12 protein-coding genes are annotated in these 16,245 nt (G+C 67.6%); 6 read left to right on the forward strand and 6 right to left on the reverse strand.

The features are described 5' to 3' along the window. The 3 genes from GXY15_10485 (at window position 1) to GXY15_10495 (ending at window position 4,520) form a co-directional block, all read left to right on the forward strand. A complete protein-coding gene (locus tag GXY15_10485) occupies window positions 1–1,839 on the forward strand; it encodes a hypothetical protein (protein ID NLV41639.1) in 1,839 nt (612 codons plus the stop codon). Window positions 1,840–1,847: 8 nt separating this feature from the next. Further along, window positions 1,848–2,699: a tetratricopeptide repeat protein gene (locus tag GXY15_10490; protein ID NLV41640.1), complete on the forward strand. Its 852-nt coding sequence runs from the start codon at window positions 1,848–1,850 to the stop codon at window positions 2,697–2,699. 363 nt (window positions 2,700–3,062) lie between these two features. After that, window positions 3,063–4,520: a sulfatase gene (locus GXY15_10495; protein NLV41641.1), complete on the forward strand. Its 1,458-nt coding sequence runs from the start codon at window positions 3,063–3,065 to the stop codon at window positions 4,518–4,520. An 8-nt stretch (window positions 4,521–4,528) separates the two neighbouring features. On the opposite strand, the gene glgC is transcribed toward GXY15_10495, so the two are convergent. Continuing rightward, a complete protein-coding gene (glgC, locus tag GXY15_10500) occupies window positions 4,529–5,746 on the reverse strand; it encodes a glucose-1-phosphate adenylyltransferase (protein ID NLV41642.1) in 1,218 nt (405 codons plus the stop codon). Between the two features lie 226 nt (window positions 5,747–5,972). Between glgC and GXY15_10505 the strand changes: the two genes are divergently transcribed. From GXY15_10505 to GXY15_10515, 3 genes are all read left to right on the forward strand, one after another. Next, a complete protein-coding gene (locus tag GXY15_10505) occupies window positions 5,973–7,364 on the forward strand; it encodes a hypothetical protein (GenBank protein ID NLV41643.1) in 1,392 nt (463 codons plus the stop codon). Continuing rightward, window positions 7,361–8,554 carry a M20/M25/M40 family metallo-hydrolase gene (locus GXY15_10510; GenBank protein ID NLV41644.1) on the forward strand — a complete coding sequence of 398 codons (1,194 nt, stop codon included), beginning with the start codon at window positions 7,361–7,363 and terminating at the stop codon, window positions 8,552–8,554. Before GXY15_10505 ends, GXY15_10510 begins: the two co-directional genes overlap by 4 nt. 262 nt (window positions 8,555–8,816) lie before the next feature. Next, window positions 8,817–10,082, forward strand: a complete 1,266-nt coding sequence (locus GXY15_10515; protein NLV41645.1) for a citrate synthase — start codon at window positions 8,817–8,819, stop codon at window positions 10,080–10,082. Window positions 10,083–10,155: 73 nt separating this feature from the next. Here the strand turns inward: GXY15_10515 and GXY15_10520 are convergent, their stop codons facing one another. The 5 genes from GXY15_10520 to GXY15_10540 all read right to left on the reverse strand — a co-directional run bounded on the left by GXY15_10520 (window position 10,156) and on the right by GXY15_10540 (window position 15,834). Continuing rightward, window positions 10,156–11,961, reverse strand: a complete 1,806-nt coding sequence (locus tag GXY15_10520; GenBank protein ID NLV41646.1) for a hypothetical protein — start codon at window positions 11,959–11,961, stop codon at window positions 10,156–10,158. Beyond that, window positions 11,962–12,552 (reverse strand): sigma-70 family RNA polymerase sigma factor, encoded by a 591-nt coding sequence (locus GXY15_10525; GenBank protein ID NLV41647.1) that lies wholly within the window; start codon window positions 12,550–12,552, stop codon window positions 11,962–11,964. A 178-nt stretch (window positions 12,553–12,730) separates the two neighbouring features. Next, entirely contained in the window at window positions 12,731–13,561 is an 831-nt protein-coding gene (locus GXY15_10530; protein NLV41648.1) for a hypothetical protein, read from the reverse strand. 75 nt (window positions 13,562–13,636) lie between these two features. Then, window positions 13,637–14,674 carry a hypothetical protein gene (locus tag GXY15_10535; protein NLV41649.1) on the reverse strand — a complete coding sequence of 346 codons (1,038 nt, stop codon included), beginning with the start codon at window positions 14,672–14,674 and terminating at the stop codon, window positions 13,637–13,639. A gap of 47 nt (window positions 14,675–14,721) precedes the next feature. Then, a complete protein-coding gene (locus GXY15_10540; GenBank protein ID NLV41650.1) occupies window positions 14,722–15,834 on the reverse strand; it encodes an aminotransferase class I/II-fold pyridoxal phosphate-dependent enzyme in 1,113 nt (370 codons plus the stop codon). Between the last annotated feature and the right edge of the window lie 411 nt (window positions 15,835–16,245).

Consider the following 16,245-nt stretch of genomic DNA (forward strand, 5'->3'; position numbering starts at 1 on the left):
ATGAAGAGGAACACCATTCGGCGTGGGGGCACCTCGGGCATGGCGCAGTTGACGGCGGTGATTTTCATCGCCGTCGCGGCGCTCATCATCGTGGCCGTTGCCACACGGCAGCTGGACCAGTTCAGGCTGGTGGAGCGCCACGAGGATTTCCAGATATGTTTCGACGGCGTGGAGTCCGCGCGGCTGCACAGCGTGGCCATTCTGGAGGGCGCCTCGACCGGCACCCCGGCGGCCGCGCCGCCGGAGGGGGTCAACCTCAATCCGGTTTCCACCTCGGGCATCGGCGCCTCGACCGCGAAAAGCGCGGCGGGCGGCGGCGCCAGCGGCGCCAGTGTCGGCCTGGAAACATGGGATCCTGTCTACGACTCGGACAACCGGATTGTGCTGCCCGAGTTTGACTCCACCGAGGCCAATCCGGTGGAGCTTCCGGGCATGCCCGGGCTCGTCTACATGAGCTATGTGGCCGACTGGGCCAACGACAGCCGGGACAACAACGGCAACGGTGCGGTGGACGACTTCGGCGAGCAGCTCGTGTTCAGCATCCACAGCGAGGCGCAGTACGAGGGGGTGCAGCGCGAGGTGGAGTCCGTGTACGTCGCGAAGGACATCAACGTGTGGAACAACGCCATCTTTGCGGGCACGGGGGCCGCCGGGCAGCTGATCAACGGCAATGTGAGCATCTACGGCTCCGTGCACCTGCTGGGCGATGATCTGGACCCGAGCAACCTGGCCGTGAACGCGATGGACCTCAGCGGCACGTCTATGATTCACAACAACTACGTCGGCATGCCCGGCACCCTGCGGTCGCGGGTGCCCGCCCTGCCCACCACCTTCGTGAACGGCAAGGAGGTGGAGACGCTGGACGCCGCGCTGCGGGTGCGCCGCGGCCTCGTCAGCCTGTCGGGCAACTCCGAAATCGGCGAGAGGAACAACGACGGCAACAGCGTGAAGGAGCTGATGGACGGCACCTTCAACACGGACGGGTGGGCGGGCAACGCCGTGATTCCCGACGGCGGGCGGGGCATCCCCCAGTCGGTGTGGAGCGACAACGGGTTCAACAACACCTACGACCTGGGCACCCGCATGTCGCTGCCCCTGCTCGACGACGACTGGCGCGAGACCGACGGCTCGCGCGTCATGAACCCCTACACGGGCACCTGGTACACCCACTCCGAGTACTTCAGCGAGGTGCTGCTGGCCGACCCGACCGCGCGGACCGACGGCATGTACAACAAGAACATGCTCATTGACACCGGGGCCAACGCCGCCTTCTACTGGAACGCGACGACGGGCCAGGAGCTCACCGGCGCCGCCGCGGTCGCCGCGGTGCCCGGCGCCAACGACGACTATATCAGCTTCAACCCGGTGACGAATGTGCTGAAGATCAACGGCCAGATCCGGATCAACGGGGACCTCGAATTCACGGGGAAGGGCAACGACACAACCATCAATTATTCCGGACGGGGCGCCATCCTGACCTATGGCGACGTCACCATTGACACGAACCTCCTGACCTGCAACAACGGAAATCCGGCGGACACGGCCCTCAGCTATCCGGTGCGCAACGTGCTCGGCGTCATGTGTTCCCAGGACATGATGGTGGGAAGCAAGGCCCAGCTCGACATCATGGGCGCCTTCTATGCCGAGGGCCAAATTAAGACCATGAAGCAGACCAACGTGATAGGAACCTTCGTGTCCAACTACTTTGACATGGGTTCCCAAGTGCCGAACATCTACCAGGTGCCCGAGCTTTCGCGCAACCTGCCCTATGGCATGATCGGCAACTACCCGATCATGGACCTCTCCATGGTTTCCTGGCGCGAACTCCCGCAGAACTGAGGGTTTTCATGAACGCGGAGTTTCTGCGGAAGAACGGGTGGATGGTGGGGATGTGCGCCGTGTGCCTTGTCGCACTCGGCGCGGGGGTGGTTTCCCTCTTCACCGGGGGGGCGGAAAAGGAGGCCCCCGCCCGGAAAGTGCGCCGTCCGCACCCCGTGGCCGCCGACCAGCAGGACCGGGCCCGGGAGATTTTTTACGCCGCCAAGGAGGCGGTTCCCGCCCCCACCAAGCGGGAGGAGCGCCTGGGCTATGTGGAGAAGTACCGGCGGCTGCTCGAGGAGGACCAGGACGCCCCGGAGACGCCCGTCACCCTGATGGCCCTGGGCCTCACCTACCGGCAGCTTCAGGATTTTGAGAACGCCGCATGGGCCTTCCACGAGGTTATAGACCGTTATCCCCAGTCCAACCAGTGTATCCAGGCGTGGCTGGAACTCGGAACCTGCTATGAATTCACGGGCAACCAGGAGAAGATGATCAGCACCTACATGGAGATGGCAAAAGCCTTTCCGCCCGACACGGACGCCCACAAGTTCGCGCAGAGCAAACTGAAGCTGCTGGACCTTCCCATGTCCGGCCCCGTGGCCGAGCCCGCCCCCGCGTCCGAGCCCGGTTTTGTACCCGATGTGGAGTTCGAGAGCACGTCCGCAGTGGCGGCGGAGGCCGCGCCCGCAGCGGAGGAGCCGGCGGTGGAGGAGGCCCCGTCCGCAGGGGAGGTTCCTGCCGCGGAGGAGGCTGCCGCGGCGGAGGAGGCACCCGCCGAAGCCGTTCCCGTCCCTGCGGCGGAACCCGTCCCCGCGGAGGCCCCCGTCGCTCCGGAGGAAGAGGCGCCGGCGGCGGAAACCGCCGCGCCCGCGCAGTAAGGGGCCGTTTTTTCCCGAAAGACCTGACAGGGGTGAGGTGTGTCCAAGACACGCGCGCGGAGCGCGCCTTGGAGTGCGCAAGCTCGCTTGCGCCTTCCAGACCGGGTTGCCACGGAATCTGCCAAGGGGCGGCGGAGCCCGGCGTGTCGTGTAAGCGTGCGCGCGGGCAAGCCCGCGCGAAGAAAGGCGGCAGCAAGCTGCCGCAGTCCAAGGCGCTTCGCGCCGCGCGAAGCTACGGTCAGCTCGGTGCCCAGCGGTCTGTTGGCGCGCGGGGTTGTGGGGACGGGAAGCGGGCGGCCCGGTCGAGACGCAGGCCGTGGTAGACTGTCCGCGTGCCGGGTGTTCTGGCGGGAGGTCATTGGCATGGATGGTATGGGTGTGGACCGGGGCCGGCGGCGGTTTTTGGGGGCGCTGGGGGCGGGGGCGGTGTCGGCGGCGTGGCCGCGCGGGGCGGCGCGGGCGTCCGCGCCGGACCCCCGGCCCAACGTGCTCTTCATCGCGGTGGACGATCTGAATGACTGGGTGGGCTGCCTGGGCGGCCACCCGCAGGCGCGTACGCCGAACCTGGACCGGCTGGCGGGGGAGGGGGTGCTCTTTGAAAACGCGCACTGCCAGGCGCCCATCTGCACGCCGTCGCGCGCGTCCCTCCTCTCCGGGATGCTTCCGTCCACCACGGGCCTCTACTTTCTCACCCCGCAGTACCGGGAGGCGGAGACGCTCCGCGACACGGTGTCCCTCCAGCAGCACTTCATGGCCCACGGCTACCGGTCCCTGGGGGCGGGCAAGGTGTTCCACACGAACACGGACCCCGAATCTTTCCACGAATACGGCGGGGCCATGGGCGGTTTCGGCCCGCTTCCGGAGAAGAAACTCAGCTTGCCCAAGGGGCACCCCCTGTGGGACTGGGGGGCCTTTCCCGGGCGGGATGAGGACATGCCGGACCACAAGATTGCGTCCTGGGCGGCGGACCGGCTCTCGGAGGACCACGGGGGGCCCTTCATGCTGTCTGTGGGCTTCTTCCGGCCCCACGTCCCCATGTATGCGCCGCAGAAATGGTTTGACCTGCATCCGCGCGGCAAGATCATCCTCCCCGAAGCCCGGGCGGACGAGTACGACGACATTCCCCGCTACGCGCGGCAGCTTTCGTATGCCGCCGCCGCGCCGCGCCACGACTATGTGGTGTCCCTGGGCGAATGGGAGCACGGCGTGCAGGCCTATCTTGCCTGTGTCAGCTTTGTGGACGCCTGCGTGGGCCGCGTGCTGGACGCGCTGCGCGCGGGGCCGCATGCGGACAACACGGTGGTGGCGCTGTGGGGCGACCATGGGTTCCACCTGGGCGACAGACTGCGCTGGGGCAAGCGGTCGCTGTGGGAGGAGGCGACGCGGGCGCCCCTGATGATCGCGGGGCCCGGCGTGGCGCGGGGCGGCCGCTGCCGCCGTCCGGCGGGCATGATTGACCTGTATCCCACGCTGTCGGACCTGTGCGGACTGCCGCCGCGGCCCGGTCTGGAGGGGCGCAGCCTGCGCCCCCTGCTGGAGGACCCCGCGGCCCCGTGGGACCGCCCCGCGCTCACGACCTTCGGCCCGAACAACCACTCCCTGCGTTCCGAGCGCCACCGCTACATCCGCTACGCGGACGGTTCCGAGGAGCTGTACGACCACGAGACGGACCCCGGTGAGCATGTGAACCTGGCGGGCACGCCGGGGGCCGACGCTGTGGTGCGGGAGATGCGCCGGTGGCTGCCGGCGGTGAACCGCCCCGCGCTCCCCGGAAGCGGCGGCTCCGACTCGCCCCTCTACGGCCCCATAGACGCGTGGTGAGGAGGGCGCTAGTTTCCGAAGCGGTCGGAGGATTCGACGATGACGACGCCGCTGGGGGTGACGCGGAAACGGGCGGCGTCGCGGGCGAGGTCGTAGCCGATGAGGGTGTTCTCGGGAATGTGGACCTCCTTCTCCACAATGACGCGGCGGAGGCGGCAGTGCCTGCCGACGACGCACCGGTCCATGAGGATGGACTCCTGCACGTGGGCGTAGGAGTTGACGCGGACGCCAGACGAGAGCACGCAGCGGTCCACCAGCCCGCCGCTGATGATGCAGCCCGGGCTGACGATGGAGTCCACGGCCACGCCGAAGCGGTTGCCCATCTCGGCGAAGACGAACTTGGCGGGCGGCAGCATGGGCATGTCGGTGCGCATGGGCCAGTCGCGGTCGTAGAGGTTGAACAGGGGGTCCACGGCGACCAGGTCCATGTTGGCCTCCCAGTAACTGTCCAGGGTGCCGACATCGCGCCAGTACTTGGCGTGCTTCCGGTTCTCGTCCTCGAACCGGAACGTGAAGACCTTGTGCGTTTTCAGCATCCGGGGGATGATGTCGCGGCCGAAGTCGTGGTGCGAGTCCGTCCGCTCCGCGTCCTCGCTGACGACACGCTGGAGCGCCCCGGCGTCGAAGAGATAGACCCCCATCGAGGCGAGGGCGGTTCCCGGGGATTCCGGCAGCGGCTTTGGCCGGTCCGGCTTCTCCTCGAAGCCAGTGGCCTGGCCGGCCGCGTTCACCTCAAACACCCCGAAGCGCCGCGCCTCCTCCAGGGGCACCTCGATGGCGGCGACCGTGAGGTCCGCCCCGGCCTCCCGGTGCCGCTGGGCCATCTTCTGGTAGTTCATCTTGTAGATGTGGTCTCCCGACAGGAGGAGCACCTCGCCCGGGTCGTGCTGGTTGATGGAGTAGAAGTTCTGGTAGATCGCGTCCGCCGTGCCGAGGTACCAGTTGCTGTTGATGCGCATCTGCGGCGGGATGATCTCGATGAACTCCCCCAGCTCCGGGTGCAGGAAGTTCCAGCCCCGGTTAATGTGGCGGGCCAGTGAGTTCGACTTGTACTGCGTCAGCACGAGAATCTTCCGGCAGCCCGAGTTGACGCAGTTGGACAGCGTGAAGTCTATGATGCGGTAAATGCCCCCGAAGGGCACGGCGGGCTTTGCGCGGTCGCGCGTGAGCGGGTAGAGCCGTTCCCCGGCCCCCCCGGCCAGCAGGATCGTCAGCGTTTGCTGCATGGGGCGTCCTCCTCGGTCCGCACGGGCGGACGGTTTCGCGGCACATGCGAAAGCGCCACCCCTAATCATGCCACATTCGCGCGGGAAAGGAAAGCGCGTTCACGGTCCAGGGGTCCGGGGGCGGGCCGTCGTTGTCCCTGCTTTGGACCCGGGCGGTTGCATTGGGGGCGTTGCGCGGGTATTCTTTTGGCGGTTCGGAAACATTCCCCCCTTTTTGGAGTCCGTTGTGAAAGAAACACGCCTTCCGCGCTTCGCGGACAAGACTGTGGCCGCGGAACTGGTTTCCGCGCTGGCCGGTGAGTATGCCGTGGTGGAAAACCCACCGTACATCCACCCCCCCTACGAGCTGTACCCGTTGTCGCGGGGTGTTTCCCGTCTGGAGCGGGGGCTGGCGGCGGCCGTGATGGACATGGACGGCACCACGACGACCACGGAGCCGGTGTGCATCCACGCGCTGGACACGATGACGCGCCGGGCCTCGGGGCGCGCCGACGACCCGTCCTGGCCGGGTCTTGACCATGCGCGGGACTATCCGCACATCATCGGCAACAGCACGACGAAGCATGTCGAGTATCTCGTGCGGGCCTATGGGGACGGATTTCAGGCGGACGCCCTGCGCCGGCATTACATCGCCGGGGCGGCGTGGACCCTGGGACATGGGAAGGACGAGCTGCGCCGTCGCGAGGTGCGGTCCACCCTGGCCTCGACGGGGCTGGCGGGGCTGCTCTCCGACGCCCGGTTTCAGGCGCTCTGCGGTGCGGAGTCCCTTGAGGCTCCGGAGACGGCGGCCCTGCTGGACACGCTGGCGGCGGAGACGGCGGGGGCCTTCTCCTGCGCCGGTGTCCCGGCGCGCACCCGCGCGTGCATTGACATTTATTACCACCGGTACCACGAGGTGCTGGAGGCTGTGGGGCGCGGCGAGGGGGATGCGGCGGCCCGGGAGATTCTGGGGGCGGGCTCCTCGCGCCTGGTGGGGCCCATGCCCGGTGTGGGCGTGTTTCTGGCGCTGCTCCGGGGCCTGCTCGGGGACCATGCGGGGGCGTTTGCAGGCATGCTCTGTGCCCAGATTGAGCGGGCCGGCATGGCCCCGCCCTCCACTGCGGCGGCGGAGGCTCTGCTGGCGGGGCTGGGCCGGCGCTTCGCGGCGCAGCCCGCGAAGCTGGCCCTGGTGACCTCCTCCATCGCCTACGAGGCGCACCTGGTGCTGGGCGAAATCTTTCGCGTCCTGCGCTCGGAGATCCCGGCGTGGCCCGTGCCGCAGGGACTCCGGGAGACCCTCCTGGGCGCCTTCGCCGACCCGCTGGTGTTCTATGACGCGGTCATCACGGCCACCGATTCCAGCGAAATCCGGCTGAAACCCCACCGTGACCTCTACTCCATCGCCCTGCACGAGCTGGGCGTTTACCCGGAGGACTTCGACCGCGTGGCGGGGTTTGAGGACAGCGAGTCCGGCACCATCGCCATCCGCGCGGCGGGCATCGGGCTCTCCTGCGCGCTGCCCTTCGCGATGACGAGGGGCCACCATTTCCAGGCGGCCACCCAGGTGTGCCCCGGCGGCCTGCCCCAGGTGATGCTGGAAAAAGGGCTGTTTCTCAACGGGGAAGGAACCGGACCATGACAGACAACGCCGCAGTGTTTCAGACCATGGCGGCGGGGATGGCCGCGCGCATCCGGAAAATCTGCGAGGAGTTCGGGCCGAGGCCTCCGGGAAGCCCCGGCGAGGCCCGGTGCCAGGAGTACCTGGCCGGGGAGCTGCGCGCCGCGGGGCTTGACCCGGTGCTGGAGACCTTTCCCGTGGCGCAGAAGGCCTTCATGGCCGTTCCCATGCTGTCCAGCCTCCTCACGGTGGCCTCCCTGCCGTTCTACTGGCTCGCGCCGTGGGCGGGGGTTCTCCTCAGCGCCGCCGCCCTGGCGTTGTTCGTGCTGGAGGTCGGCCTGTACCGCCATGTGCTTACGCCGTTTTTCCCGAAATCCGTGTCCACCAACGTGCACGCCCTGGTGTCGCCGTCCGGGCCGGTGCGCCGGCGCATCATTCTCTGCGGCCACGCCGACGCCGCCTACGAGTGGCGGTTCCAGCACGACAGCAACCGCCTGTTTCCCCTGATCGTCCCCATGATCATCATTGGCGTGCTGGCGGTCGCGGCGCTGCACCTGCTCAACGCGCTGTTCCTTGGCGGCGCGGCCTGGGCGGGCATGGCCCAGCTGGCCGCCGGATTGCTGGCGTTGCCGGGGGTGTTCTTCACGCGGTTCAGCGTGGTGGCGCCCGGGGCGGCGGACAACCTCAGCGGCGCCCTGCTCACTGTGGCGCTGGCCGAACACTATTCCCGTCCGGAGAACCGTCTGGCGGACACGGAAATCGTGGCGCTGGTCACGGGGTCGGAGGAGGCGGGGCTGTGCGGCGCGGCGGCCTTCGCGGCGCGCCACAAGGCGGAGTGGGGGGATGTGGAGACAGTGGCGCTGGCCTTGGACACCTTCAACGACAAGGACTGGTTTCGGGTCTATCACCGCGACATGAACGGCGTTGTGCGCAACGACCCGGCATTCTGCCGGTTCCTCCAGGAGACCGGCCAGACCCTCGGGCTGAGCCTGCCCCTGGCCGTGGTGACTGTGGGGTCGAGCGACGCCGCCGCTTTCAGCCGGGCGGGCATTCCCGCCGCCCTGCTGGCGGCCATGGACCCCCGCCCGGCCCACTACTACCACAATCGGCGGGACACCTGGGAGAACCTGGATGCGTCCTGTCTGGAGCTGGGCTGCCGGATGGCGGCGGCCTCCGTGGACCGGTTTGGGGCGGGACACCTGGCCCGCTGAGGGCGGTTTATCGGGAGGGGGCCGGAATGAACCCGTTCGGGGGGAGTGTTCCCCCAGAGACTGGGGCAGGCGCCGGGTTCAAATTTGTCATTATTATTGAATTGCGTGAAGCGGGCCCGATTTTGTACACTAAGAACGGTCTTCGGGCTGAAGGCCGTGACAGGGGCTGACGGCACGCGCATGGTGCGCCGGACATCGGTGTTTCCGCCGGGGCCGGTCTTGGGCTGACAGGAAGCAGGCACTGCAACGAAAGGAGCGAGACATGGACAACGCGAAACTGATTCTCGGCGGCAAGGAATACGAGTTTCCAACCTTTGTGGGCACCGAGAACGAGTTGGCGGTGGACATCAAGAAGCTCCGCGATATGACAGGGGCGATCACCTACGACCCCGGTTACGGGAACACGGGCGCCTGCAAGAGCGCGATCACCTACATTGACGGGGAGGCGGGCATCCTGCGCTACCGGGGGTACCCCATCGAGCAGCTTGCCGGGAGCATCCGCTATTCGGCGGCGGCGTATCTGATGGTTTTCGGCCGGATTCCCACGGACGAGGAGTTTCTGGAGTGGCGGCGCGCGCTGACCATGAACAGTTTCGTCCATTCGAGCCAGGTGAGCTTTCTGGACCACTATCCGACCTCGGCCCACCCGATGAACATCCTGGGATCCATGGTGTCGTCCATGTCCTCCTTCTACCCCTACGACGCGGAGGACGACGCCCACCTCCAGTTGAACATTCAGCGGCTGATCGGCCAGGTGAAGACGATCGCGGCCTACTCGTACCGGAAGTCGGTGGGGCTGCCCTACACTTACCCGAAGGCGGACCACAGCTACGCGGCGAACTTTCTGCGGATGATGTTCTCGTCCCCCGCGGAGGAGTACGTGGTGCCGAAGGTGATGGAGGACGCGCTGGACATGCTGCTGATCCTCCACATGGACCACGAGCAGAACTGCAGCACGTCCACGGTGCGCATGGTGTGCAGCTCGGGCGCGAACATCTACGCGGCGGTGTCGGCGGGCATCAACGCGCTGTGGGGCAAGCTGCACGGCGGGGCGAACGAGGCCGTGCTGAACATGCTCATGCGGATCCACCAGGACGGCGGCAATGTGGACAAATACGTCGCGATGGCCAAGGACAAATCGAGCGATTTCCGGCTGATGGGCTTCGGCCACCGGGTGTACAAGAACTTCGACCCGCGCGCCACGCTGCTCAAGGGGGCGGTGGACCGCATTTTGGAGGAGATGGGCATCCACGACCCGCTGCTGGACATCGCGAAGCAGCTGGAGGAGGTCGCCCTCAAGGATGACTTCTTCATCGCGCGCAAGCTGTACCCGAACATTGACTTCTACAGCGGGATCATCTACCGGGCCATGGGCATCCCCACGGAGATGTTCACGGTGCTGTTCGCCATCGGCCGCATGCCCGGCTGGATCGCCCACTTCCTTGAGATGCGGCAGGATCCGGACCTGCGCATCCAGCGGCCCCGCCAGATATACACCGGCGAGACCCTGAGGGAATACAACGGCTGAACGCCCCCCGATGAAGAACGCGGCCGCCCGGGTGATTGCCCGGGCGGCCGTTTTTCGTCCGTCTGCAACGGGGTCAGAGTCCCGTATCTCCCTCCACGAGCGCCTGCGTGGCAATGGCGGCCGCGGCCTCCGGGGAGGCGTCGGCAAAGCTGGCGTCCATCATCGAGACGAGCTCGAGGAAGGAGGTGAGGCTCTGGGCGAGGGCGCTGTAGGCGACCTCCAGCATCTGCATGCCGTCGGGGGTGGCAAGCACCTCCGTCACCCGCACCAGCGCGTCCAAAGCGGTCATCTGGAGGTCCATGCCCGCGAGCTGCTCGTTGGCGAACTCCGCCCCCTCCGCCACCTGCTCGCCCAGACGCTGCACCCCCCGGTAGAGACCGGCGGCGGTTTCAAAGTCCTTCGCCTCTTCATGGGCGGCGCCCTGGGCCATCAGGTCGTCGCCGAGGGTGGTCAGCTCCGCGTACTGGCTGCGCCCCGCCTGCGCGTAGGCGAGGAAGCGGGCCAGGTCCTCCTCCGCGCCCGCGGCGGCGAGGGCTGCGCCCCGGTTCTGGGCGTCGGCGAGGCCGAATGCGTCGGCGGACTCCATGGACATGCCCTGCGCCAGCGAGGCGAGGGCGCCGTCCACGTCCCCGGACTCCAGGCGCATCTGCGCCTCCATGTAGCGGCCCAGGCCGTTCTCCGGGGAAAGGGAGTTCAGCGCGGCGATTTGCTCCAGAGCCTCGCCCCGCGTCTCCGGATTGGCGGCAAGGGTGCGGGCGAGCAGATACCGGACCTGGGGGTCTTCGGGGTTTGCGGCCGCCGCCTCGCGGAGCCGGGAAGCAGCCTCGTCGGATGGCAGAAACTGCAGCGCGCCGAGATAGGCGGACAGGGAGAGGTCTTCGCGCTCCAGCAGGCGGCGGGCCTCGTCCCCCGTCAGGCTTCCCATGGCGTTCAGCCGGGCGCGGGCCTCGGGATCCCGGGCGCGGTCCTGCTGGAAGGCCGCCAGGGCGTCCTCCATGTTGAGCGCGGCGAGGCGGTCCGTGCCCGTCTCCAGGACGATGGGCGCCGGGGCGGCGATGGGCCGCGCCAGGCCGGAATACTCCCCGAAGCGGGGGTCCTTTTTGACCCGTTCGCCGCGGACGGGGACGGGGGCGGCGGGCACTGCGGGGTCGGGCCGGGCGGCTACCTGCGTGGTCTGCGGCGCAGCGGCATCACGCATGAACCAAAAGGCGGACACGGTCAGGCCGAACATGACCAGCAGCATGGCCGCGAGCCGGGTGACTACCTGCCACGCGGCGGGTCCCTGCCGGCGGGGGAGGGGGGCGGCGGGGCGGTGTTCGCCGGGGAAGGGGACAACCCGGTCCCGGGCCGGGGGGGCGGCCTCGGCGGGGCTGTCTTTGCGCATCCGCCGGACGGCATCCAGCACGCCCGGCTGAACATCCACAGACGGCGCATGGGACCGCAGCGCGGCTCCCAGGCCGGCAATTTCCTCCTCCAGGAGGGCGTCGGGTGCGGGGGCGGTGTCTCCGGCGCGCAAGGCCGCCACGGCAGCCATCACGCCGGGCAGCACGTCCACTATGGGCAGTCTTTCGGCCGTTTCCGCGCCGAGGGCCTCCAGTTCCGTCTCCAGGGGGGATCCGGTGCCCGTCAGAAGCCCGGACAGGGGCGTGCGCACGGCTTCCAGCACCGACGGCGTCAGGTCTGCGGGGGAGGCCAGGGTCCGCCAGTCCCGCCCGGCGTCCTCCAGACGGGCCGCCAGACGGCCCAGGGCGTCCCGCTCCGCAGCGAGCCCGGCGTCCGCCGCGAGGGCGTTGTCCACGCGCCGCAGCGTTTCCGGGGCGGCGTCGCCGTCCAGGTGGGCCATCAGGTCGGCCGGGGTGATTTCAGGGTCATAAGGCATCTAAAAGGACTCTTTCCTCGTCTCGCACACGGCGCGGAGCTGGTTCATGGCCCGGTGCAGCCTAGTCCGCACCGCGCCCTCCGTGCTGTCCACCACCTCGGCGATGTCCCGTGCGGACATCTGCTCGAAATAGCGCATCATGAGCAGTTCGCGCGCGTCTTCATTCAACTCGTTGAGCGCGGCCATCAGGGCGGCGTGGCGCTCATTGGTCTCCAGCACGCCCGAGGGACCGTCCACGGCGAAGCGGTCCAGGCCGCCCGCCTCGTCCCGCGATGAGCTGGCATAGGATTCCAGGCTTTCCATGCGCACCGTCTTGCGCCGCTGCAGCTCATTGAGGCAGAGGTTGCGGGCGATGCACATGGCCCAGGGCTTAAACTTTCGCTCGCTGTCGAAGCGTTCCCGCGCCACGTAGAGGCGGATGAACGTTTCCTGCGTCTTGTCCAGTGCGGCATCCGCGTTGCGCAGGTAAAACGCGCAAAAGCGGAAGATGTCGTTCTGGTGGCGGCGCACCAGCTCGCCCAGGGCGGGGTCATGGTCCCCCCGCACCAGGGTCATGAGCTCTTCATCTGTCTTTGCGGCCAGTTCCGACATGCGTTTCTCCGCGCAGGGCGACGGCGCGCTCTTCGCCCGGGACGCTTCTTTGCGCCCCGACTGACGAACACAATACCGCCGACCCCGCAAGATGTTACAGGCGCGCCGTTTGCGCGCCCGTATTCCCGCATTCTATGCAAAACCGTGGGGCCGGGGACAGTTTTCCCCGGCGGGGCGCCTACCGGCGGGTCCGGTCCGCCAGGAGCCGCTTCAGGTTTTTCGGCTCTTCCAGCCAGGCGGCCGCCCGCGTGTAGTCCGGGTGCGCCCGCTCCAGGCGGCGAAACTCCGGGGGATGCACCCGGCGGCGTCCTGTGGGGCCCTCCCCAATGCCGAGGAAGGCGTGCAGCATCTCATGGTGGACCACTGACCGCACCACCCACTCGGGGACATAGGCGTTGTCGAGCACGGCATGGATGCGGATGAGGTTCCGCGCGCCGTCGTGGGATCCGAAACGGATGGTGCGGCTGCGCACGCGCCGCCGCACCGCCACCGCGGACATCCCCCAGCCGATGCGCGCGGTGATCCTGCCGTCAAACCACCGGGCGTTCTCCTCGTCGAAGAGCCGCCGGAGGTCGTGGTGCAGCCCCAGGGCTTCCAGTGTCAGGGGCGTTTTTCGGGGGGGCCGGATCAGCGCCCCTTTTTCCGCGAAGAAGGCCCTGAACAGGGGGTCATTTCTGCCGGAACGGGGATGCTTGATCCAGTGGGCGACGGCCTTGAGCAGGTCTTCCGGGGCGTCCAGAAACATGTGGTGCAGCCGGACCTTGGCTTCGCCCGGCTGCGGCGTGTGCCGCACGACCATCAGGCTGCGGCGGTTGTCCGTGACAGTGAGGTCGAGGACCATGCCCGTGAGCGCCTTGAGACGGGCATGGAGACGCAGGAGTTTCTCGCGGCGCCCATCCGGCGGCGGCGGGGCGTCGGGGGGCTGCGTTCGGGGGGCAGGGCAGGGCGGAGGGGGGGGCGGTTTCGGGTCCCGGGGAAAGAGTTCCAGTTGTTCGGGGTGTTCATTCACGGCGGCACACTTCTTCTGGTTGCCCGGACAGCACGCTCCTGACCATCCTGCATGGGACAGAAAGCGGAGACGCGGTCACGGGCGGAGCGTGAACACCACCTCCGCGAACACCGCCGGGTGGTCGGACGCCCGCAGCTGCTCCGGTCCGTAGCCGCGGCGGTCCACAATCCACCGGGTCACCTTCTTGTCCCAGTCTCCGCCGAGGAGGATGTGGTCAATGATGTGGTCCAGGTTCTCCAGCGGGGTGCCCGTCTGGGCGGGGGTCATGCCCTCGGCCGGCGGGAGTTCCTCCCTCACCGGGGCGAGGTCGGCGGCGTTCACGAACTCGGCCGTCGTGTCGCCGCCCGTCAGCAGGTTGCGGTAGCGGTCCGTCTCGTGGGAGGTGTTGAAATCCCCCGTGAAAATGACCGGAAGGCGCGCGGCGTGGAGACCGAAGGTCTTGTTGGCCAGCAGCGCGGCCGCCTCCTTGTTGGGCGGGTTGTTGTCAAAATGCGTGTTGAGAAACAGGAACTCGAAGCCGTCGGCCTTCTGGCGCAGGTGGGCCCAGCTGACATACCGGGGCATGGCGAGGGTCTGCCACCCAAACGCGAAGGGCAGGGAGGGGTCCGGGGCGAGCCAGAACTGCCCCGAGTCCACGAGATCGAAGCGCTCGCGGTTGTAGAGCAGTACCGCGTCCGCGTAAGCCCAGGGACCGAAACTGTGGGTGACGGGGGCGTATTTCTCCGGTGCGATGTTCAGCTCGAGGATGTCCTTCCAGCCGCCGACCTCCTGGTGGCCGATGAGGTCGGGGGCGTAGTCCACGATCAGGGCGCGCAGGTGGGGCAGCCGCCCGTACCAGTCCTCGTGCCCGGGCTTGTTGTCGCCGCTCGTGCAGACGCGGCACAGGATGTTGTAGGTGAGGACCCTGATGGGGCCGCTGCCGCAGGGGGAGGCGCCGCCGCAGTTTTGCTCGGGCAGGATGCGGGAGGAGTCGAAGTGGGGGTTGCTCCAGGACCAGGTGGCGAAGGCCAGGGTGTATTGGATCCCCTGAACCCACACGAACCCGGTGAAGGCCGCCAGAACGACCAGCACCAGCCCGAGCGTCTTCAGGAAGACCATGAGGTACCTTTTCATTGTCGGAACTCCGGAATCCGAACCGCACGGCGCCGGAAGGCGGAGCCTCAGGCCCCTGTCTCCCCGGCAATCCGGCGGAGCACCTCGATGCCCCGCTTGAGCGTCTCGTCCTTGTTGGCGAAGGAGATGCGGAAATGGGTCTTCTTCTCGGAGAACACGCTCCCCGGAATGATCAGCACGTTGTTCTCAATGGCCTTCCGCACAAAGGCGTCGCCGTCGCCGTCCGGCGCCTGCGGGAAGATGTAGAACGCGCCGCCGGGCCGGGTGACCGGGAAGAGGTCCTTCAGCCCCTCAAAGATGATGTCGCGCTTGGTGCGGTAGGCATCCACCTTCGCCGTCATGTCCGCCTCCAGCGCGAGCACCGCCGCCTTCTGGGCGAAGGACGGCGCGCACACGAAGGTGTACTGCTGGAGCGTGTTCATTGCCTGGATGATCTCGTCCGGCCCCGCCGCGAAGCCCACGCGCCACCCCGTCATGGCGGCGTTTTTCGAGAAACCGTTCAGGCAGACAACGTTGTCGTACATTCCCGCGATGGACGCCGGAGTCCCGTCATAGGACAGGGACTCGTAGATCTCGTCGCTGATGACCAGCAGGTTGTGCCTGCGCGCCAGGGCGGCCACGGCCTGCAGCTCTTCGCCGTTCATCATGACCCCCGTGGGGTTCGCCGGGCTGCTGATGATGAGGGCCTTGGTCCGCGGCGTGATCGCCCCGGCGATCCGGTCCGCCGTCAGTTTGAAGTCCGGGTAGGTGTCCACGGGCACCGACGTGCCGCCCAGCAGGTTCACCAGGTGCTTGTACATCACGAAATACGGGTCCGCGCAGATCACCTCGTCCCCCGGGCCAACGGTCGCCATCAGCGCCAGAAACAAGCCGCCGGACACGCCCGACGTGATCATGACGTTCTTCAGCGGGAACCCGAAGCGCCGCTCGTAGTACGCCGAGCACGCCTCGCGGAGTTCCTGGATGCCCCAGGTCTGCGTGTACGAGTTGAACCCGGCGCGGATCTGGCGCACCGCCTCGTCCTTGCACAGCTCATCCACGTCATAGTCCGGCTGGCCGATGCTCAGGTTGATCGGGTCCTTCATCTGCGCGGCCAGCGCGAAAATCTTGCGGATGCCGCTGGCGTCAATCTGGTTCATCCGTTCCGCGATGAAACTCATGGAAAAAGTCTCCTGTGTCAAGGCTGCCAAGGTTCCGCCGATTGTACACGCGCCGCCGCAAAGGGGGCAAATGGCGGCAGGCAACGGCCATTTTCACCGCGACGCCGCAAAGGACACAGGGAAGACCGGAAAGGGAAGGGAAAGAGAAGATGAGCGGCGAGGTCGGGAAGAAAAACCCTGAGGTCCCGCCCCCCTGGGACTGCCAGGCTTCCCCCCGGCTCTCGGGGGAATCTGCGAAAGACAGTTCCGCGCGCGCGGAAGGACCGCCGGCTTTCTCCATGGCCCAAGAGCCGCACCGTGCTGCGCCCCTTGGAGTGCGGTGGCTTGCTGCCGCCGTCATTCCCGCAGGCTTGCCTGCGGGAGGCCACAGCGCAGGACGACAGACGGCCCCCGCCTGCTGTCACCACTCCG

This window comes from Candidatus Hydrogenedentota bacterium (assembly GCA_012730045.1).
In the GTDB taxonomy this organism is placed as follows: domain Bacteria; phylum Hydrogenedentota; class Hydrogenedentia; order Hydrogenedentales; family CAITNO01; genus JAAYBR01.

What these genes read in the sequence shown, in the direction of transcription:
- GXY15_10510 (NLV41644.1), top strand. Translation starts at nt 7,361, where the DNA reads ATGACAGACAACGCCGCAGTGTTTCAGACCATGGCGGCGGGGATGGCC.
- GXY15_10490 (NLV41640.1), top strand. Translation starts at nt 1,848, where the DNA reads ATGAACGCGGAGTTTCTGCGGAAGAACGGGTGGATGGTGGGGATGTGC.
- GXY15_10535 (NLV41649.1), bottom strand. Translation starts at nt 14,674, where the DNA reads ATGAAAAGGTACCTCATGGTCTTCCTGAAGACGCTCGGGCTGGTGCTG.
- GXY15_10515 (NLV41645.1), top strand. Translation starts at nt 8,817, where the DNA reads ATGGACAACGCGAAACTGATTCTCGGCGGCAAGGAATACGAGTTTCCA.
- GXY15_10525 (NLV41647.1), bottom strand. Translation starts at nt 12,552, where the DNA reads ATGTCGGAACTGGCCGCAAAGACAGATGAAGAGCTCATGACCCTGGTG.
- GXY15_10520 (NLV41646.1), bottom strand. Translation starts at nt 11,961, where the DNA reads ATGCCTTATGACCCTGAAATCACCCCGGCCGACCTGATGGCCCACCTG.
- GXY15_10485 (NLV41639.1), top strand. Translation starts at nt 1, where the DNA reads ATGAAGAGGAACACCATTCGGCGTGGGGGCACCTCGGGCATGGCGCAG.
- GXY15_10495 (NLV41641.1), top strand. Translation starts at nt 3,063, where the DNA reads ATGGATGGTATGGGTGTGGACCGGGGCCGGCGGCGGTTTTTGGGGGCG.
- GXY15_10540 (NLV41650.1), bottom strand. Translation starts at nt 15,834, where the DNA reads ATGAGTTTCATCGCGGAACGGATGAACCAGATTGACGCCAGCGGCATC.
- glgC (NLV41642.1), bottom strand. Translation starts at nt 5,746, where the DNA reads ATGCAGCAAACGCTGACGATCCTGCTGGCCGGGGGGGCCGGGGAACGG.